At 56.9% G+C, this 18,477-nt stretch carries 19 protein-coding genes; 15 read left to right on the plus strand and 4 right to left on the minus strand.

The window, feature by feature from the left end:
• The first annotated feature begins 207 nt into the window (after positions 1–207).
• The 14 genes from ACR0AZ_RS13045 (at position 208) to queF (ending at position 9,836) form a co-directional block, all read left to right on the plus strand.
• The gene (locus ACR0AZ_RS13045; RefSeq protein WP_480472283.1) at positions 208–981 is read left to right on the plus strand and encodes an urease accessory protein UreD; all 774 of its coding nucleotides are present in this window, start codon (positions 208–210) and stop codon (positions 979–981) included.
• Position 982: 1 nt separating this feature from the next.
• Complete coding sequence (locus ACR0AZ_RS13050) at positions 983–1,285, plus strand: urease subunit gamma (RefSeq protein WP_480472282.1); 303 nt, start codon at positions 983–985, stop codon at positions 1,283–1,285.
• Between the two features lie 15 nt (positions 1,286–1,300).
• Positions 1,301–1,462, plus strand: a complete 162-nt coding sequence (locus tag ACR0AZ_RS13055; RefSeq protein WP_480472281.1) for a hypothetical protein — start codon at positions 1,301–1,303, stop codon at positions 1,460–1,462.
• A complete protein-coding gene (locus tag ACR0AZ_RS13060; RefSeq protein ID WP_480472280.1) occupies positions 1,459–1,791 on the plus strand; it encodes an urease subunit beta in 333 nt (110 codons plus the stop codon). Before ACR0AZ_RS13055 ends, ACR0AZ_RS13060 begins: the two co-directional genes overlap by 4 nt.
• On the plus strand, positions 1,766–3,526 hold the full coding sequence (gene ureC / locus ACR0AZ_RS13065) for an urease subunit alpha (RefSeq protein ID WP_480472279.1): 1,761 nt from the start codon (positions 1,766–1,768) through the stop codon (positions 3,524–3,526). The genes ACR0AZ_RS13060 and ureC overlap by 26 nt, the downstream gene beginning before the upstream one ends.
• Before the next feature lie 18 nt (positions 3,527–3,544).
• A complete protein-coding gene (gene ureE, locus ACR0AZ_RS13070) occupies positions 3,545–3,997 on the plus strand; it encodes an urease accessory protein UreE (RefSeq protein ID WP_480472278.1) in 453 nt (150 codons plus the stop codon).
• Positions 3,969–4,634 carry an urease accessory protein UreF gene (locus ACR0AZ_RS13075; protein ID WP_480667620.1) on the plus strand — a complete coding sequence of 222 codons (666 nt, stop codon included), beginning with the start codon at positions 3,969–3,971 and terminating at the stop codon, positions 4,632–4,634. Before ureE ends, ACR0AZ_RS13075 begins: the two co-directional genes overlap by 29 nt.
• A complete protein-coding gene (ureG, locus tag ACR0AZ_RS13080; RefSeq protein ID WP_480659489.1) occupies positions 4,631–5,260 on the plus strand; it encodes an urease accessory protein UreG in 630 nt (209 codons plus the stop codon). The genes ACR0AZ_RS13075 and ureG overlap by 4 nt, the downstream gene beginning before the upstream one ends.
• A 93-nt stretch (positions 5,261–5,353) precedes the next feature.
• Positions 5,354–6,307 (plus strand): LuxR C-terminal-related transcriptional regulator, encoded by a 954-nt coding sequence (locus tag ACR0AZ_RS13085; RefSeq protein WP_480659488.1) that lies wholly within the window; start codon positions 5,354–5,356, stop codon positions 6,305–6,307.
• 124 nt (positions 6,308–6,431) lie between these two features.
• On the plus strand, positions 6,432–7,424 hold the full coding sequence (locus tag ACR0AZ_RS13090; protein ID WP_480659487.1) for an MBL fold metallo-hydrolase: 993 nt from the start codon (positions 6,432–6,434) through the stop codon (positions 7,422–7,424).
• Between the two features lie 185 nt (positions 7,425–7,609).
• Positions 7,610–8,308 (plus strand): 7-cyano-7-deazaguanine synthase QueC, encoded by a 699-nt coding sequence (queC, locus tag ACR0AZ_RS13095; RefSeq protein ID WP_480472273.1) that lies wholly within the window; start codon positions 7,610–7,612, stop codon positions 8,306–8,308.
• Complete coding sequence (gene queD, locus ACR0AZ_RS13100) at positions 8,308–8,661, plus strand: 6-carboxytetrahydropterin synthase QueD (protein WP_480472272.1); 354 nt, start codon at positions 8,308–8,310, stop codon at positions 8,659–8,661. The genes queC and queD overlap by 1 nt, the downstream gene beginning before the upstream one ends.
• Positions 8,658–9,359 carry a 7-carboxy-7-deazaguanine synthase QueE gene (gene queE / locus ACR0AZ_RS13105; RefSeq protein ID WP_480472271.1) on the plus strand — a complete coding sequence of 234 codons (702 nt, stop codon included), beginning with the start codon at positions 8,658–8,660 and terminating at the stop codon, positions 9,357–9,359. The genes queD and queE overlap by 4 nt, the downstream gene beginning before the upstream one ends.
• Positions 9,360–9,374: 15 nt before the next feature.
• Entirely contained in the window at positions 9,375–9,836 is a 462-nt protein-coding gene (gene queF, locus ACR0AZ_RS13110) for a preQ(1) synthase (RefSeq protein WP_480472270.1), read from the plus strand.
• A gap of 118 nt (positions 9,837–9,954) precedes the next feature.
• Here queF and speB read toward each other — a convergent pair whose 3' ends face one another.
• The 4 genes from speB to speA are packed head-to-tail and all read right to left on the minus strand — an operon-like array spanning position 9,955 to position 15,148.
• The gene (gene speB, locus ACR0AZ_RS13115) at positions 9,955–10,803 is read right to left on the minus strand and encodes an agmatinase (protein WP_480659484.1); all 849 of its coding nucleotides are present in this window, start codon (positions 10,801–10,803) and stop codon (positions 9,955–9,957) included.
• Positions 10,800–11,969 (minus strand): carboxynorspermidine decarboxylase, encoded by a 1,170-nt coding sequence (gene nspC, locus ACR0AZ_RS13120; protein ID WP_480659483.1) that lies wholly within the window; start codon positions 11,967–11,969, stop codon positions 10,800–10,802. Before nspC ends, speB begins: the two co-directional genes overlap by 4 nt.
• 58 nt (positions 11,970–12,027) lie before the next feature.
• On the minus strand, positions 12,028–13,239 hold the full coding sequence (locus ACR0AZ_RS13125) for a saccharopine dehydrogenase family protein (RefSeq protein ID WP_480659482.1): 1,212 nt from the start codon (positions 13,237–13,239) through the stop codon (positions 12,028–12,030).
• Between the two features lie 19 nt (positions 13,240–13,258).
• Positions 13,259–15,148, minus strand: a complete 1,890-nt coding sequence (gene speA / locus ACR0AZ_RS13130) for a biosynthetic arginine decarboxylase (protein WP_480667621.1) — start codon at positions 15,146–15,148, stop codon at positions 13,259–13,261.
• A gap of 852 nt (positions 15,149–16,000) precedes the next feature.
• Here speA and ACR0AZ_RS13135 point away from each other — a divergent pair.
• The gene (locus ACR0AZ_RS13135) at positions 16,001–18,475 is read left to right on the plus strand and encodes a CoA transferase (protein WP_480667622.1); all 2,475 of its coding nucleotides are present in this window, start codon (positions 16,001–16,003) and stop codon (positions 18,473–18,475) included.
• The last annotated feature ends 2 nt before the right edge of the window (positions 18,476–18,477 follow it).

Genomic DNA, 18,477 nt, shown 5'->3' on the forward strand with positions numbered 1-18,477 from the left:
CCCATTTCTTAGGCGATCCACCGAAAAGCGCTTAACGAATAACCACGCACTCCAGGTTGGTGGCCACCAGCGTTGTCGAGGAGTGGTTTCCAAACGCGCTAACGCGGAAACACGGGACTCGAACCAACGCGTTGCGGGTGCGATATTACTCAACTTGCCTCCATATTGCCCACATCGGAAAGGGTGCAGCCACGTGCGAAAGGCTCAGTGAGCCTCAGCACCAAGCGGCTGGGTGACAGAACGGTGTTGGATGTCCTGCACCAATCCGGCTCGTTTAAGTGTCTGTTTCCCCGCGCGCTCTCGCCTGAATTGGACACGGTTCTGCTGAATACTGCCGGTGGCGTTACGGGAGGTGACTCATTTCGGTTCAGTGGCACAGTTGCCACGGGAACGACACTTACGCTGACCACTCAGGCCTGCGAACGCATCTACAAAGCCAAGCCCGGCCCCTCCGGCCAGGTCACCAACCATCTGACGGTTGGGTCAGGTGCACGGGTGAACTGGTTACCTCAGGAAACGATCCTGTTCAACGGCTGTGCTCTCGACCGCCGACTGCTTATCGAGATGGCACCCGATACAACAACGCTGTTGGTCGAGCCATTGGTCTTCGGGCGCGCTGCGATGGGAGAGACCCTGACTGATATCCGCCTGCGTGACCGGATCGAAATCCGGCGCGATGGCATGCCTATCTTTCTGGATTCCATACGGTTCTCAGGTGACCTGCACAGCCATCTCTCGGGGCAGAACATAGCCAATGGCTCCCTTGCGATGGCGTTGGTCATCTTTGCCGGGCCCTCGGCCGAGGGTCAGTTAGACACTGTGCGCCGGATGCTGCCCGATACTGCCGGAGCCAGCCTGATCGGAAATGATCTTCTGGTCATCCGGATGCTGGCCCAGAACAGCTTCACTCTGCGCAAGGCTCTGCTGCCGGTTCTGCGCCGGTTGAACAACGATACCTTACCACGATGCTGGATGCTCTGACATGAACCTGACCCCACGCGAGAAAGACAAACTGTTGGTCGCCATGGCTGCCGAAGTTGCCCGTAAGCGGCTGGCAAGAGGCGTCAAACTGAACCACCCCGAGGCGATTGCTCTGATCTCCGACGCGGTGGTCGAAGGCGCGCGCGATGGCCGGTCCGTGGCTGACATGATGCAGGCGGGGGCCGAGGTGATCACCCGTGCACAATGCATGGAAGGTGTGCCCGAGATGATCCACGAGGTTCAGGTCGAAGCCACCTTTCCGGATGGCACCAAGCTGGTGACCGTTCACAATCCCATTCGCTAACGAAGGAACTCTGATATGACCCGTATGCTCTTCCCTGCCCTGATCCTGGCCGGTCCTGCCGCCGCCCATACCGACGCACATATACACGCCCACGGCACCGACTATGCCACACTTGGTATTGGTCTGGCGGCGGCAGCGCTGGCCATGGTGGCGCTGATGATCAAGCTGAACAAATGATCCCCGGAGAAATCATTCCGGCCGAAGGCTCTCTGACGCTCAATGCCGGACGACGCAGTCGCCTTGTCGTTGTCGCCAATACCGGTGATCGACCGGTGCAGGTCGGCAGCCATTACCATTTTGCCGAAGCAAACTCGGCTTTGGACTTTGATCGTTACGCTGCCTTGGGGATGCGCGCGGACATACCCGCTGGCACTGCTGTCCGCTTTGAACCGGGACAGATCCGCGAGGTCATGCTGGTGCCGTATGAGGGGCGTCGGCACATCTATGGCTTTAACATGCACATCATGGGGGCTTTGAAAGATGCCGGGCAAGATAAGTCGGAGTGACTATGCCTCGATGTTCGGTCCCACGGTCGGCGACAAGGTACGTCTGGCCGACACTGACCTCATCATCGAGGTTGAAAAGGACCTGATCGTGGATCGCGCGACCGCCGCGCGCTTCAGTGAAACGGGTCATCGCGAAGACGTCTATGGGGAAGAGGTCAAGTTCGGCGGCGGCAAAGTCATTCGCGATGGGATGGGACAGTCACAGGTTACTCGCGCCGCAGGTGCTGTGGATACGGTGATCACCAACGCGCTGATCGTGGATCATTCTGGTATCTACAAGGCAGATGTGGGCTTGAAGGACGGACGCATTGCCAAGATCGGCAAGGCTGGCAACCCCGACACCCAGCCCGGGGTCGACATCATCATCGGACCCGGCACCGAGGCCATCGCGGGCGAAGGGCGTATCCTGACCGCAGGTGGGTTCGACAGCCATATCCACTTCATCTGCCCGCAACAGATCGAGGACGCTCTGCATTCCGGCCTCACAACCATGCTGGGCGGCGGAACCGGTCCCGCGCATGGCACTCTCGCCACGACCTGCACCCCCGGCCCCTGGCATATCGGGCGGATGCTGCAGGCGGCGGATGCCTTCCCCATGAACCTTGCCTTTGCGGGCAAGGGCAACGCCTCATTGCCTGCGGCACTAGAGGAACAGGTAAAAGCCGGAGCTTGCGCTCTGAAACTGCATGAGGATTGGGGCACCACACCCGCTGCTATCGATTGCTGCCTCTCGGTGGCTGATGCGATGGACGTTCAGGTGATGATCCACACCGATACGCTCAATGAATCCGGCTTTGTGGAAAACACCGTGGCCGCCATGAAAGGGCGTACCATCCATGCCTTCCACACCGAAGGCGCGGGCGGAGGTCACGCCCCGGATATCATCAAGATCTGCGGCGAGAACCATGTTCTGCCCTCATCGACCAATCCCACGCGGCCCTTCACGGTCAATACGGTCGAAGAGCACCTCGATATGCTGATGGTCTGCCACCACCTCGACAAATCCATCCCCGAGGACGTAGCCTTTGCAGAAAGCCGCATCCGGCGCGAGACGATTGCGGCCGAGGACATCCTGCATGACATGGGCGCATTCTCGATCATCGCCTCTGACAGCCAGGCGATGGGACGCGTGGGGGAGGTACTGATCCGCACCTGGCAAACCGCTGACAAGATGAAGAAACAACGCGGCCGCCTGCCCGAGGAAACCGGCGAGAACGACAACTTCCGCGTTCGCCGCTATATCGCTAAATACACGATCAACCCTGCCATTGCCCACGGCCTCAGCCATGAGATCGGCAGTATCGAAGAGGGCAAGCGCGCTGATCTGGTCCTGTGGAACCCAGCCTTTTTCGGAGTGAAGCCCGAGATGGTTCTGTTAGGTGGTACAATCGCCTGTGCACAAATGGGCGATCCAAACGCCTCGATACCAACCCCGCAGCCGGTCTATAGCCGTCCGATGTTTGGCGCTTATGGGCGCTCGGTCGAACACTCGGCGATCACATTTATCTCTAAGGCCGCGCAAGCCGAGGGGATTGGTGATACACTGGGACTGGCCAAGCAGACCGTCGCGGTCCGCAACACGCGGAATATCGGCAAGAAAGATTTGTTGCTGAACAACGCGACTCCGCATGTCGAAGTCGACCCCGAAACCTATGAGGTCCGCGCCGACGATGAGCTGCTGACCTGTCAGCCCGCCGAAGTTCTGCCCATGGCGCAGCGCTATTTCATGTTCTGAGATCCCACGAGGCCCCCGATGACTCCTGAAATCAAAACTGCCCGCATCTATCACGATCACTCACATGCCCCGGCTCATGCGCAGGTCTCGCTGGACTATGACGGGCGCTTCCTGCGTCGAAAAATGCTTGCCACCGACGATGGAGAGGCGTTTCTGGTCGACCTGGCCCAAACCTTGTCGCTGGATCACGGCGGTGTCCTGATACTGGAGGACGGTCGCAAGGTCGAAGTGATCGCTGCACCGGAACAATTGCTGGAAGTGACCGGAGGTAACCTTCTTCGCCTGGCTTGGCATATCGGCAACCGCCATACGCCTTGTCAGATTGAACAGGATCGTCTGCTGATCCAGCGTGATCATGTCATCCGGGATATGCTTGGTAAATTGGGGGCGACCACCCGCGAAGTGGTTGAACCCTTCACACCCGAGGGCGGCGCATATGGTCATGGTAGGACCCATGGTCACGCCCACTAACGCAGATATCCTGACGCTGACCCAGTGGTTGTCGCCCGCTTATCCGGTGGGTGGCTTCGCCTATTCCCATGGTTTGGAATGGGCAATCGATTGCGGTGATGTTCAGACGGCAGACGACACCAAAGCCTGGATTGCGGATGTGATCACCTTCGGCGCGGGCTGGTCCGACTGCGTGTTTCTGGAATCGGCATACAAAGCTCAATCGACCGAAGCATTGCACGAGGTCGACATGCAGGCGCGCGCCTACTGTGCCTCATGCGAGCGATTGCAGGAAACACACCTTCTGGGTCAGGCCTTCTGTGAAGTAACCGCAGCGGTGTGGGCGCTGGATCTCGCCGCTCTGACCTACCCGGTTGCTGTTGGTCGTGCGGCGCGTTTGCGGGGATTGCCGGCCGAACTGACCACCCAGATGTTTCTGCACAGTTTCATGTCCAACCTCACCGCTTGCGCGACGCGTCTAATACCGTTGGGGCAGACACAAAGTCAGCGCGTCGTACACGAGATGACGCCCGTTTGCGTCCGTGTTGCCTCGGACGCTCAGACAGCCAACCTGGACGACCTGAGCGCAACCAGTTTTCTGGCCGACATCGCATCGATGAAACACGAAACACAACATTCGAGGATCTTCAGAACATGAGCAACATGAACGGCCCGCTTCGCGTTGGTATCGGCGGCCCCGTGGGCGCGGGCAAAACCACGCTGACGGCAGCCTTGTCCCAGGCGCTGCGGGACAAGCTGTCGGTTGGAGTGATTACAAACGATATCTATACTCAGGAAGATGCCGAAGCCCTAATGCGCATGCAGATCTTGCCTCGGGATCGTATCATCGGGGTGGAAACGGGCGGTTGTCCGCATACTGCGATCCGAGAGGACGCCTCGATCAATCTGGCGGCCGTCGCCGAAATGCAGGCCCGCCATCCGGATCTTGATGTTGTTCTGATCGAAAGCGGTGGCGACAATCTGTCCGCGACCTTCAGCCCGGAATTGGCGGATCTGACCATCTACGTGATTGATGTCGCTGCCGGTGAAGAGATCCCGCGCAAAGGAGGTCCCGCGATCAAGAAGTCAGACATCCTGATCATAAACAAAACCGATTTGGCACCCCATGTCGGTGCGTCATTGGAAGTCATGGAACGCGATGCGCAAACCATGCGAAATGGACGGCCCTTTCTGCTGACGTCGCTTCGTCACAGGAAAGGCGTTGATGCGATTGTCGATCTGCTTGTCCAGCAGGGTGGCCTAGACGTATCGGCCACCCACTAACCGTCGCCTTGGATTATCTTCAACAGTGTTTGGATTCTCGGGCTTTGCCGCTAGTCTGTGATCAAGTGAGTTCCATTTGATCGAAGCTACATCGTGCGCCCTATCATATCACCGGAAACCATCGCCAAATGGCAGCGGATCGTCGATCTGATCGCACGCGTTGCGGACGTACCCGCAAGTCTTGTCATGCGCACGCATGAACCGCACCATTCGGTCTTTGTCACCAGCCACAACGAAGGAAACCCTTATGCGATCGGTCGCCGTTTCACGCTAAACGAAAAGCTCTATTGCTATGGCGTTCTGGAATGCAACGGTGAGCTTACTGTCGAGGATGCCGCCAGCAATCCGAGATGGCAGGACAATGATGATATGGAACTTGGGATGCGATTCTATATCGGATATCCGCTGAAATGGCCGGATGGATCGATATTCGGTACAATCTGCGTTCTGGATTCACGTCGAAATCGGCGCGCCTTGCTATTCCGAGAGGGGCTACAGGAATTCGCCAGGGTTATCGAAGACGACCTTGCGCTGTTGATAGAGATCCAGCGGCGCACCGAGCTTGAGAAAGAGTTGCAGGCAACGTTGGACCAGTTGGAGCAACGCGTCGCCAATCGCACCAAGGATCTTGAAGAGGCGAACGCTGCGTTGCGCGTATTGCTCAATAGCGTGGAAACCTCACGCGAAGACTATGACGAAAAAATATTGCGCCAGATCAAAGGTCTCGTTGTCCCATATCTCTCCAAACTGCGCGGGCGGCTGGATCACGACCCTGCCGGGCAGGCTTATCTCGAACTTGCTGAAGAAAACCTCAAATTGATCACTTCAGAGATGAGCGATCATTTGACCACGATCTTCGAAGCTTTGACACCTGTCGAACAGGAAATCGCGCAGTTGATCATGCGCGGGCAAACCACAAAGGATATCGCGCGAACGCTATCGCGCGAGCCCAGCACGATCGAGTTTCATCGAAACAACATTCGCGCCAAGCTTGGATTAAAGCGCAGCGGCAAGAACCTGCGTAGCCTGTTGTTGGCCGCGCAATAAAACATGGGGATGACCCCCATGTTTTCCCCGTGTTTTTCCGATGCGAAGGCTAAGACATCCGATGGTTACCCTAAGTCAGGTCCGGGTCAGAACCGGATCAGATGACAACAGGGAAATCTAAACGATGGAAAAAGACGATCTGAATATGAAACCGACACTATTGCGCGGCAACGAGGATGACTTGGCGCCGGGCTTGTCGCGACGCTCCTTTTTTATGGCTGCCGGTGCTGCTGGCGTAGGTGGTGCGGCCTCACTTCTGACAACCACATCTGCCAAGGCGCAATCCACCGATTGGACTCAACCCGGCAACAACAATGGTGTCATCGAGTTGCAGAAGACCACCGGGCAGTCGGTAGATGGCGCAGTCGGAATCGACTATTTCGGCCATTGCGCAATCAAGATAACTTCGCCGGGCGGAGCAACCGTTCTGTTCGATCCCTGGCGCGATGATCCCTCGGGCGCATGGGGTCTATGGTTCAAGAATGAATTCCCGGAAACCCCGGTCGACATCTGCATGTCAACGCACACGCATTTCGATCACGACGCCATTCATCGCCCAATCTCGACCATGGTGCTGGACCGGATGGTTGGAAATTTTGAATTCGCAGACATCAAGATTACAGGCTTTGCTGACAAACATGTCTGCCGGGCTCCGGGCTGGTATGACTGGACCAACGCCTTGGGTGAATTCGGCGTTCAGGCCTGCCCACCGGACAACGTCAGCCATATGGATATGGTGGTCTATCTCGTCGAAACGGGAGGAATTCGAACCCTGATCTGGGGTGACAATCGGCACAACCCGCCACAGGAGTTCTGGGATGCCATCGGACAGGTCGACGTACTGACTCTGCCAGTGGACGGATCACAGCATATTCTGGACTATAAGCAGGGAGATGACATTGTCGCGCGTCTCAAACCCAAAGTCATTATTCCAACCCACTACCTGAACGAAACGACCAGCTATACCCTGACAACGCTGCAGCATGCAGACGATTGGGTAAAATCGCAAAGAAGCTACAAGATGCTGGACTCGGCCAGCCTGTCGCTTGAAGCCGGTGAAGTGGCAGGAATGGATCGCGAATTTCTCTACTTTGGTCACAATGCACTTGTGAGCTAATTCCCCCCAGCCCTGGGCGATCTGGAACTTGTCGCCCGGGGATCCTACCGCTCATGTCGAAAATGATCACGATACCGACAGCACGATACGTGAGATCAAAACGGCATTGAGCCTGACTGTGAAATACAGTAGCGGTCCCCGCGCCGGTCGCAGCCTACCCGGTTATCAAAACAAGGACTGACATCATGAAAACGACTTTGGTCTGCTCTGGCGGACTGGATTCTGTGTCTCTGGCACATGTGCTGGCGGGCCAGGGACACCTATCGCGCCTGGTCTCATTCGACTATGGCCAACGACATACAAAAGAGCTCGACTTTGCCGCCGCCTGTGCCACACGGCTGGGCGTCCCCCATCATCTGATCGATCTGCGCTCGGTCGGGGCGACGTTGACCGGATCGGCATTGACCGATGATCTGGACGTGCCCGACGGTCATTATGAAGAAGAGACCATGAAGGTAACCGTGGTCCCAAATCGCAACGCCATCATGCTGACGATTGCATACGGCATCGCATCGGCACAGGGGGATGATACGGTGGCGACTGCGGTGCATGGAGGGGATCATTTTATCTATCCCGATTGCCGCCCTGATTTCACCGATGCTTTCGATACCATGCAACGTGCAGCTCTGGACGGCTACGCGCAGGTCGCTTTGCATGTACCATTCGTGCATCGCGCGAAAGCCGATATCGTAGCGGACGGCGCGCGGGTTAACACGCCATTTGACCAGACGTGGTCCTGCTACAAAGGCGGCGATCTGCATTGCGGGCGCTGTGGCACTTGCGTTGAACGGCGCGAAGCATTCGATCTGGCGGGCGTTCCCGATCCAACCCTCTATGCAGACCCAGAGTTCTGGCGTCAGGCGGTCGAGAGGAAACGCGCCTGATGTACAGGATCACCAAGGAATTTCACTTCTCCGCTTCACATCAACTAACCCACCTGCCTGACGATCACCAATGCGCGAGACTACATGGGCATAATTATATCGTCGTGGTCGAACTGGCCTCGCGCGATCTGAATAACGACGGGTTCGTGCGGGACTATCATGAACTGAAACCACTCAAGAGTTATATTGACGAAACGTTCGATCATCAGCACCTGAATGATGTACTGAACTGCGTGACCACCGCCGAAAACATGGCGCGGCATTTCTATGATTGGTGCACCGCACGCTGGCCGGAAACGGCTGCAGTGAAAGTATCCGAGACGCCCAAGACCTGGGCCGAGTACCGGCCATGACCCTGCGCATCGCAGAAATCTTTGGCCCCACCGTTCAGGGCGAGGGCGCACTGATCGGACAACCCACTGTCTTTGTGCGCAGCGGTGGCTGCGACTTCCGTTGCGCGTGGTGCGATAGCCTGCACGCGGTCGACAGCGCCTTTCGCCACGATTGGAAGGCCATGAGCACCGAGGATATCTGGACCGAAGTTCAACACCTGTCCGGCGGGCAGCCTTTGACCGTGTCCCTGTCGGGCGGCAACCCCGCCATTCAGGACTTCGGACCGCTGATCCGGCACGGTTCGGATGCGGGTTACCTCTTTGCCTGCGAGACACAAGGCTCGGTCGCAAAACCTTGGTTTACGGATCTGGCCAATCTGGTGCTCAGCCCGAAACCGCCCAGCAGCGGTGAGCAGATGGACTGGGCCATGTTCGAGGCTTGTCTGGCGGTCCGCCCCGAAAACACCGTTCTGAAGATCGTAATCTTCGATGAGACCGATTTCACCTGGGCGCAGGATGTAGCCAACCGCTATCCGCATCTGCCCTTGTACCTGCAGCCCGGCAACCCGGAAACCGACCCCGATCTGCCGGTCGATCTGACTCAGGCAACCGGACGGCTGGAATGGCTGATTGACAAAACCCTGAGCGTTGGGTGGTTCACCCCGCGTATCTTGCCCCAGTTGCACGTGCTGGTCTGGGGCAACAAACGCGGCGTATAACGAACGGAGACGGCTATGAGCGATATCTACAGCAACCTTACCCAACTGGGCGGCGACACCGTCCTGCCGACCAATCCTGACGAAGCCGTTTTGGAGCGGGTGCAAAACCCGCAATCTGACGTGTATTACAATGTGCGTTTCACTGCGCCCGAATTCACATCGCTTTGCCCGATGACCGGGCAGCCGGACTTTGCCCATCTGGTCATCGACTATGTACCCGGCGACTGGCTGGTAGAAAGCAAATCGCTGAAACTGTTTCTGGGTTCTTTCCGCAACCACGGGGCGTTTCACGAGGATTGCACGATTTCGATTGCCCGCCGCCTGCAAGAGTTTATGAAACCGCGCTGGCTGCGCATAGGCGGCTACTGGTATCCGCGTGGTGGCATCCCGATCGACGTGTTCTGGCAAACCGGACCCTTGCCCGAGAATGTTTGGGTTCCTGATCAGGGTGTTCCGCCTTATCGCGGGCGTGGCTGAACTGTTGGCTGAAAGCTACGCTCTGAAATCCAGCTCGTTTCCTGAACAGGTTGCGAGCGCCAGTGCTTCACCGTGCATAGCAGAATTCAGGTCCAACAGATCTTACGTGCGACCGTTCTCAACCGTCGCACGCCGCCATTAGGCGATAGGTGATCTGGGCCGCGGTAAAATCCCACGCCGCTTCGCCGTTGGGCGCAAGTTCGACAACGTCGAAACCGACACAGCGTCGGCCTTTCAGCGCATTTTCTACAAGGTGCAATGCCTGATAGAACGATAATCCGCCTGGAACCGGTGTTCCCGTTGCAGGCATCTGACTGGGGTCTAAACCATCCACATCAAAGCTCACATAGATCAGTTCGGGGAAGTCTTCCGGTAATTCCACCGATAAGATGTTTCCCGTCACCAGTTCCTCGGCGTCCACGTGAAAGACCTTGTTGGCCAAACGACTTTCTGCTTCCTGTGGGCAAAGCGCGCGCACACCGAACTGAGCCAGACGAATGCCATCTTCGACCAGCAGGTGCATCACCGACGCGTGGGAGTGTTTTTCACCCTGATAGGCAATCCGCAGATCAGCATGGGCGTCAATCTGCACAATGCCGATGGGCTGGCCCAATGCACGCGCTACTCCGGATACTGCGCCGTAACTCAGGGAGTGTTCGCCGCCCAAAGTCACGGGGATTTTGCCGGCTTTCGCGACGGCTTCGGTCGCGGCGGCGATGCGCTCCATCACCTCAGGCAGTGGCCCTTCGCAATCTATCGGTTGGTGTGTATAGATGCCTGCGCCGCAGGGTTCCTTGCCTTTGCACAGGCGTTCAAGCTCGTTGGATGCCTCGATGATTGCGTCTGGTCCGGATGCCGTGCCAGAGCCGTATGAGACGGTGCGCTCCAACGGTACGGGAATGACATGAAAACGTCCGGCTGCATCCCGTTCCGCCTGGGTAAGCTCACTGTCCAGAAAAACACTCATGAGAGCCTCTCCTTAAAATCTTCATAGCCAAACTGTTTCACGATTTTCAGCGCGTCGGTCTCGCTATTCCACAGAGCGATGGCAGGCAACGGGACACCATTGAAGGTGTTGGTTTTGACCATCGAATAATGAGCCTGATCGAGAAACGCAAAGCGCTGCCCGATGGTCAGCGAAGCGGGCCATGTGTAATCTCCGATCACATCCCCCGCGAGGCAGGACGGACCGCCCAGCCGATAGGTTGTTCCCGCCTCGGATTCATTCATCAGCGCGGGACGATACGGGGCTTCGATCACATCTGGCATATGACATGTTGCCGAGATGTCTGTGATCGCGAGATTCATGCCGTTGACAGGTAAATCGAGGATTTCACCCACCAAAATACCCGCATCCAGCGCCACGGCCTCACCCGGTTCTAGATAAACGTCAACCTGATGTTTGGTTCGAACCTCCTGAAGGAATGCAACCAATGCGTCACGATCATAATCCGCACGGGTTATGTGATGCCCTCCTCCGAAGTTCACCCATTTCAGGTTAGGCAGATAGGGGGCCAGCTGAGGTTCAACTGCGGCCCATGTCCGGGCCAACGGTTCAAAACCCTGCTCACATAGTGTGTGCATGTGAACGCCATCCACGCCTGCCATGTTTTCGTCCGTCAGAGAACTGACAGGCGTGCCGAGCCGGGAACATGGCGCGCAAGGATCGTATTTCGGAATTTCACCCTCCGAGTGCTCGGGGTTGATCCGCAGCCCAACCTGCACACTGGCGTTCCGGGCCTGATCGAGGAAACGGTCTTTCTGCGCGGGGCTATTGAAGATGATATGATCAGAGAGTGCCAATATCTCGGCCATGTCCTGTGCTTTGTAGCCCGCGCAGAACGTTGCAACCTCACCCCCGTATTCTTCGCGCCCCAATCGCGCCTCGAAGATACCACTGGCACAGGTGCCGCCGAGATATCTCTGCACCAGAGGCGCCAGAGAATACATGGAAAAGGCCTTGAGTGCGCTCAGAACATGCGCGCCGGATCGGTCTGAGACATCTTTTAGGATCGACAGGTTCCGCTCGACAGCCTTTTCGTCAACGACAAAACAGGGCGAAGGAACGCGGCTCAGGTCAAAATCGCGAAAGGCACCAGCATCGCCGGCCTGTGTCGTCATCATCTCGGACATGGGTCCCACCTGGTCAGGGCGCAGGAAGGGTGTCCCTCCCGCGCGGTCTTGTTATGGATCAGAACGTAACCGGGCCGTCCAGTTCATGCACTTGCCAGGGCAAACCATGGTCATTCAGCATATCCATGAAATTGTCGGGATCCAGCTGCTCCATATTCCAGACGCCGGGTTCGACCCAGTTGCCTTTGAGAACCTGCGCCGCGCCGATCATCGCCGGAACGCCGGTGGTGTAAGACACTGCCTGCGAGCCCACTTCGGCGTAACATTCCTCGTGGTCGCAGATGTTGTAGATGTAATAGGTCTTCTCGCCCGAACCATCCTTTGCCTGTCCGGTGGCAATGTCGCCGATGCAGGCTTTGCCCTTGGTTTGCTCGCCCAGATCACCGGGATCGGGAAGCAGTGTTTTCAGGAACTGGATCGGGATGATTTCCTTACCGTCATGCATCACTGGGTCAATGCGGGTCATACCGACGTTTTCCAGAACCTTGGCGTGCATGATGTAAGCGTCGCCGAAGGTCATCCAGAAACGGGCACGCTCGATTTCGGGGAAGTGAGTCGAAAGCGACTCCAGTTCCTCATGATACATCAGGTACATATTCTTCGGACCAATGCCCGGAAAGTCGAACTCAACCTTGTGGGACATGGCAGGTGTGGTCCGCCAATCGCCGTTTTCCCAGTGGCGTGCTTCCTGCAGCACTTCGCGCAGATTGATCTCGGGGTTGAAGTTGGTGGCGAAGGCTTGATCATTCGACCCGCCATTCGCATCGAGCACATCAATCTGACGAATGGTGTCCAGCTTGTGCTTTTTCAACCAGGTCGCAAAAACAGACGTTACGCCCGGATCAAATCCTGAACCCAGGATCGCCATAAGCCCGGCTTCTTTGAACTTGTCCTGATACGCCCACTGCCAATGATATTCGAACTTGGCTTCATCCTCGGGCTCATAGTTTGCGGTATCCAAATAATGGCACCCGGCTTCCAGGCACGCGTCCATCAGTTTCAGATCCTGATAGGGCAGCGCGAGGTTCACCAGAATCTCGGCCCCGGTTTCACGGATAAGCGCCACGGTGGACGCGACATCCATCGCATCCAATTGTGCCGTCTTGATATCCACACCCACGCGTTCCTTGACGCTGGCCGCGATGGCATCGCATTTCGACTTGGTCCGGCTGGCCAGAGTGATATCCGTGAAGATATCGGCATTCATTGCCATCTTGTGCACTGCGGCATGGCTGACGCCGCCGGCGCCTACGACAAGTGTCTTTCCCATGGGTTTCTCCTGATCGTGGTTATTCAAAATAGGTGTATCCATTCATCGAGTCGCGATAGGACCCGATCAGCGTCTTGCGTTCATCAGCCCTGATCTTCCCTGCCGAGATCGCTTCGTCCACCATCTTGCGGAAGGCGGCGATACAATCGGCCGGATCATACTCAACATACGAAAGCACTTCGGCAATGGTATCGCCCTCCTGTTCGTGGAGCAGATCGAACCCGCCGTCGGCCCGCAAGTCGATTGTTACCACATTCGTGTCTCCAAAGAGATTGTGCAGATCCCCCAGCGTTTCCTGATAGGCGCCCACGAAGAAGACCCCAAGATAATAGGGCTTGGCTTCAGGTAGAGAATGCACAGGCAAGGACGGCGAGGTTGAGCCTGCCAGTATGAACTGATCCAGCTTTCCGTCGCTGTCGCACGTGATATCCGACAAGACCACGCGCCGGTCAGGCTCTTGGTTCAGCATCTGGAGGGGCACGATCGGGTGTAGCTGATCAATCGCCCAAACATCGGGGAGCGACTGGAAAACCGAAAAGTTGCAGTGATACACATCCGCAATCTTCTGCAGTTCCTTTTCCAGATCACCGCTTTGCTCGGCCTCGGGGGTGATCGTTTTGATCCGTGCCATGAGGTTCAGATAGATGCGTTCGGCCCGCGCCATCTGGCGCAGATCCACGTAGCCGCGGCGGAACAAGGCACGCAGTTCGTCCCGATAGAACCGAGCATCGTTCCAGCATTCCTGCACCCGTTCAGGCACAAGATATCCCGAAATTGCGGCCAGATCCGACACCAGGTGGTTATCATCCGGTTCAACCGCCGGTGCGTCCGGCGCGTCATAAAGCGTACTCTCCAGCACGTCGAAGACGAGCATGGACGACGTCGCCGTGACCGCCCGGCCGCTTTCCGTCACCAGAATTGGGTGATCGATCTCGGCCTCATCCATGGCATAGGCCACGGTTTCCACCACATTGGCGCAGTACTCTGACATCGAGTAGTTGATCGAGTTTTCGGTCGCTCGTTTTTCACCGGTGTAATCCACGCCAAGACCCCCGCCCAGATCCAGATGGGTCAAGGGCGCACCTTCGCGGGTCAGTTCGGTGAAATAGCGGCAAGCTTCGGTCGCGGCGCGGCGCACATCGTTCACGTCCGGGACCTGACTGCCCAGATGGGAATGCTGCAGCTTCAGACAATGCAACAAACCTTCGTCTCGCAGGCGATCCACAACGCGCAACAACTGGTCGGTGTTCATGCCAAAAGCTGATCGATCCCCCGAACTGCTTTGCCATTTGCCGCTGATCTGGTTGGTCAGCTTCACGCGAACCCCCAGCAACGGATCGATCCCCAGCTCTTTCGCGACTTCGATGACGATCTCTGCTTCCTTTGGGCTCTCCAGGACGATTACTGTATTAAATCCCAAACGGCGTGACAGGATCGCCAAGCGTACGAATTCTGCATCCTTGACCCCGTTGCAAACAATAAGCGCCTCTTTCGACAAGCGATGAGCCAGGGCAATAACAAGTTCGGGTTTGGATCCCGCCTCAAGGCCATAGTCATACTGGCGGCCAAATTCGATGATCCGATCCACGACCTGTGCTTGTTGGTTTACCTTGATCGGGAAAACCCCGCGATAAGGTGCACGGTATCCAGTCCTTGAAATGGCTTGCGCGAAGCTCTCGTTCAAATGCCGGATTTCCGCTTCAAGGAAACTTTTGACGCGCAACACCATCGGGCTGGCGATGCCGCGCTGTTGCAAGTCATGCAGGATCGCCGGCAGGCTTACTGCCGCAGCCTCGGGATTGGCAGGATCACACAGAGCAACATCACCGTTCGCAAGGACGGTGAGCAGACCTTTGCCCCAACGGTCGATACCGTAAATGGAGTCGGAAACGGGCTGTTCATCAGGCATTCGAACAAACCTTTTCTGAGATGTATTGAAGATAAGAGTACAGCAGCTCAGCGTAATTGCCGAGTAGCACTACGCAGGTTCTATCTGTCCGGCGTTATGAAGATGAAGCCATTTCATCTGCGTATACTCCAAGTCAAGCTCTCTTTAGAAAGCTGAGCGGCGGATATAATTGCGGAGTTAATGAGTCAACGGAAAATTTCTTCCGATGACCTTGATGCCAACGGTGATAGTGACACGTTTGCTGATCACTGCTTTGGTATCTGTTACAGAGATTTGACTATCTGTCAGGCGAAAAGGCAATTCTGGTGGCCGCTTGCTCAAAGTTGACTAAAGCAAGCCCTAACGATCTCTTTCAAAGGCGCGCAATATCCGAACGAAGTGATCCTGTTGGAGCACAAACCGCCAAACTAGGTCAACAAGTGCAAAGCAGATTCCGATGCTGCGATGCCTTTCATTCATCAGTTCCTACGAAATAGGCTCAATCGCGCGGATATACTGGTCATTCAGAGGCGCGTTATCTTATCACGGACAAGGGGCAGATCAGGTCATCCACCCACGACAACTGGCATCCTCTTGAGCCCTCAGCCTCTGTGCATTGTATAAACATGTCCGGCACATGGTTCGAACCACGGACGCTGATCTGCCGCCTGTCGACGTCTTCAATTCACTCAATCATTGGCCGCAAAGTGCACCGCAAAAGCGCAAGCTACACCGCAGTAGCGAAGACGATCAGGTCGGCCTCATGCCAAAACTCGCGCAGTTTTTGTCGGGATCGGCGCAGTATTGGTGACACCCACACTCCTAAACTCGTTCAAAACGGGGAGAGTTGCTCCCACGACTGGAGAATTTGACATGACCACTCGTCCGCTGGAACACATCCGGGTGCTCGATTTCGGCCAATACTTGGCTGGACCACTCGTTGGTATGATGCTGGCCGATCTGGGGGCTGAAGTGATCCGCATAGATCCGCCCGGTGGGCCGAGGCTGAAAGAACCCGCGACAGATATGCTTTCACGTGGGAAAACTGCGGTGACACTTGATCTGAAATCGCGCACGGGCCTTGCCACGGCACGCGATCTCATAGCCCGCTCGGACGTGGTGATCGAGAATTTTCGCCCCGGAGTTATGAAACGGCTGGGGCTGGGGCCACGGGATTTAATTGCGATCAACCCACGGATAATTTCGCTTTCACTACCGGGCTTCGCATCTACGGACCCCGCATTGGCCGACCTGCCTGCTTGGGAAGCGGTCATCGCCGCCTGCACAGGGCAATTTACCGACATGGGATTGAACCGCCGTCTGATGGGGATCAACCCGTCGTTTACACCTTTGACGCTGGCGTCAGCCTACGGGGCAGCCTTCGGAGCTATGGCGGTACAATTCGCTCTGCTCGCGCGCGGTGACAATGGCGGCGAGCATATCGAGGTTCCGCTTGCGTCTGCGTTGCTCGAAGGGCTCGTCTACAATTGTGAACAGATTGAGGATTACCCTGAGCGTTACAAATCCCCGCGCGAGGTAGAACTGGACCGGCGTGCCGCGGAGGGGCTGCCGCTGGACCTGAGTTTTGCTGAACTGGAGGAGTTTCTCGACCCGTTTTACCGCACCTATACCTGTGCGGATGGGCGCGGATTCTACGTCGTGGCGGGCAGCGTGAAGACGCACCCCCGCAGGGTGCTGAAGATCTTGGGCTTGGAAGAGTTGGCCGACGAACTGCCCGACTTCGATGCCTATCTGGATAAAGCGGACTGGACAGATGAATGGTCGCTTCGCAATTACCCTGTCGGCGACCGGGACCGCGAAAAGGTGTCTTCCGCAATGAAAGCGGCGTTTCTGACGCGATCCTCGCATGAGTGGGAGGCATTGTTTGGCGCCGCAAAAGCGCCAGCCACCGCGCAGCGGTTCAGCCAGGAGTGGATGGCCGATCCCCACGCGCTGGCCTCTGGCCTGGTTATTGAGGTAGATGACCCACGCCATGGCAAGATGCGGCAAATGGGTAATGTGGCCTGGCTGGCAGGTGACACGAACGCCATGGACAAACGTCCCGGCCCAGAGCCTGACAGCGCACCCCTCTCTGATATTCTTGCTGAGCCAAAGCGATCAGGAGGTGTCGGTACAGAATTCAGAGGCTGGCTTGATGGTCTGAAAGTTCTGGATCTGACAAATGTTATCGCAGGGCCGACCATTGGCTCCACCCTTGCCCGGTTCGGAGCCAAGGTGACGTCCGTTCAACCGGTCGAGCCCTCAGTGGATCCCTGGAATACGGTGGTATTTGGTCTGCACGCCCATCGCGGTAAAGATAGCATTCTTCTGAACCTACGCAGTGAAGATGGGCAGGACGCCCTGCGCCGTCTGATTGCAGACAGTGACGTCATCACCATGAATGGCACGGATGAGCAACGCGATGCGCTGGGGCTGGGCGAGGCACAGTTGGCCGCAATCAATCCGCGCCTGATCCTGGTACAGCTCGATGCCTTTGGCGGCCCCGCGCGCGGCCCGAAATCAGACCATCTGGGCTATGACGATCTTGCGCAGGCGGCGACAGGGGTCATGGTACGATTTGGAGGCGGAATGCAAACGCCTGAGGAACACGCCCATTTTGGCACGATTGACGTACTGACCGGATATTGCGCCTGCGTAGCGTTAGGGGCGGCGCTGCTGCGTCTAGAACAGACCGGCAAAGGTGGCATCGCACGTGCTGCGCTAGCTGGAGCTGGCAATCTAATTCAGGCTCAGCTGATGTACGATTTTGACGGCCGCGCACCCTTTGACGAACCAACTGGCCGAGAGGCGCTGGGCTGGGGTCCATTCTATCACTGTTACCGGGCCGCGGACGGTTGGATGTTCTTTGCCGCGCCAACAGAACGGCAGAATGCTTTGCGTATGATTGCCGAATTGGCGGATTTGGCGGAAACGCCCGAATGTCAGTTGACGAATGCCTTGGTTGAGCGTTTCGCTATCCGCTCTGCCACACATTGGGCAGACGCATTTGCAGGTTCCTCGTCCACTGTCATGCCGTTGGGCTCTTTGCACGACACGCGCGATGCGGTTTTGCAGATGGAGAGTGCAGGCGCGGTTGATTTGAACCGAAGTACGTTCAGCGCCATCCGCCATGATTTGCATCCGATGGGGCGCTGGTGCGATCTGGTCGCTCCCAACGCGGTGCGTCCATCCCGGGCAAAGATCACCATTCCTGACCCAATGCCGAAATACGGCGCGGACACTCGCCGTGTTCTTTCGGATTTGGGCTTTCCCGAGGAGCGGATCGCAACGATGATTGCATCCGGCGCGGCCAGCGAAGACTGGTCAGAAAAATACCTACCGGAATAGGA

Source organism: Ruegeria sp. BE3, assembly GCF_056538865.1.

What these genes read in the sequence shown, in the direction of transcription:
- ACR0AZ_RS13050 (WP_480472282.1), top strand. Translation starts at nt 983, where the DNA reads ATGAACCTGACCCCACGCGAGAAAGACAAACTGTTGGTCGCCATGGCT.
- ACR0AZ_RS13055 (WP_480472281.1), top strand. Translation starts at nt 1,301, where the DNA reads ATGACCCGTATGCTCTTCCCTGCCCTGATCCTGGCCGGTCCTGCCGCC.
- ACR0AZ_RS13060 (WP_480472280.1), top strand. Translation starts at nt 1,459, where the DNA reads ATGATCCCCGGAGAAATCATTCCGGCCGAAGGCTCTCTGACGCTCAAT.
- ureC (WP_480472279.1), top strand. Translation starts at nt 1,766, where the DNA reads ATGCCGGGCAAGATAAGTCGGAGTGACTATGCCTCGATGTTCGGTCCC.
- ureE (WP_480472278.1), top strand. Translation starts at nt 3,545, where the DNA reads ATGACTCCTGAAATCAAAACTGCCCGCATCTATCACGATCACTCACAT.
- ACR0AZ_RS13075 (WP_480667620.1), top strand. Translation starts at nt 3,969, where the DNA reads ATGGTAGGACCCATGGTCACGCCCACTAACGCAGATATCCTGACGCTG.
- ureG (WP_480659489.1), top strand. Translation starts at nt 4,631, where the DNA reads ATGAGCAACATGAACGGCCCGCTTCGCGTTGGTATCGGCGGCCCCGTG.
- ACR0AZ_RS13090 (WP_480659487.1), top strand. Translation starts at nt 6,432, where the DNA reads ATGGAAAAAGACGATCTGAATATGAAACCGACACTATTGCGCGGCAAC.
- queC (WP_480472273.1), top strand. Translation starts at nt 7,610, where the DNA reads ATGAAAACGACTTTGGTCTGCTCTGGCGGACTGGATTCTGTGTCTCTG.
- queD (WP_480472272.1), top strand. Translation starts at nt 8,308, where the DNA reads ATGTACAGGATCACCAAGGAATTTCACTTCTCCGCTTCACATCAACTA.
- queE (WP_480472271.1), top strand. Translation starts at nt 8,658, where the DNA reads ATGACCCTGCGCATCGCAGAAATCTTTGGCCCCACCGTTCAGGGCGAG.
- queF (WP_480472270.1), top strand. Translation starts at nt 9,375, where the DNA reads ATGAGCGATATCTACAGCAACCTTACCCAACTGGGCGGCGACACCGTC.
- speB (WP_480659484.1), bottom strand. Translation starts at nt 10,803, where the DNA reads ATGAGTGTTTTTCTGGACAGTGAGCTTACCCAGGCGGAACGGGATGCA.
- nspC (WP_480659483.1), bottom strand. Translation starts at nt 11,969, where the DNA reads ATGTCCGAGATGATGACGACACAGGCCGGCGATGCTGGTGCCTTTCGC.
- ACR0AZ_RS13125 (WP_480659482.1), bottom strand. Translation starts at nt 13,239, where the DNA reads ATGGGAAAGACACTTGTCGTAGGCGCCGGCGGCGTCAGCCATGCCGCA.
- speA (WP_480667621.1), bottom strand. Translation starts at nt 15,148, where the DNA reads ATGCCTGATGAACAGCCCGTTTCCGACTCCATTTACGGTATCGACCGT.
- ACR0AZ_RS13135 (WP_480667622.1), top strand. Translation starts at nt 16,001, where the DNA reads ATGACCACTCGTCCGCTGGAACACATCCGGGTGCTCGATTTCGGCCAA.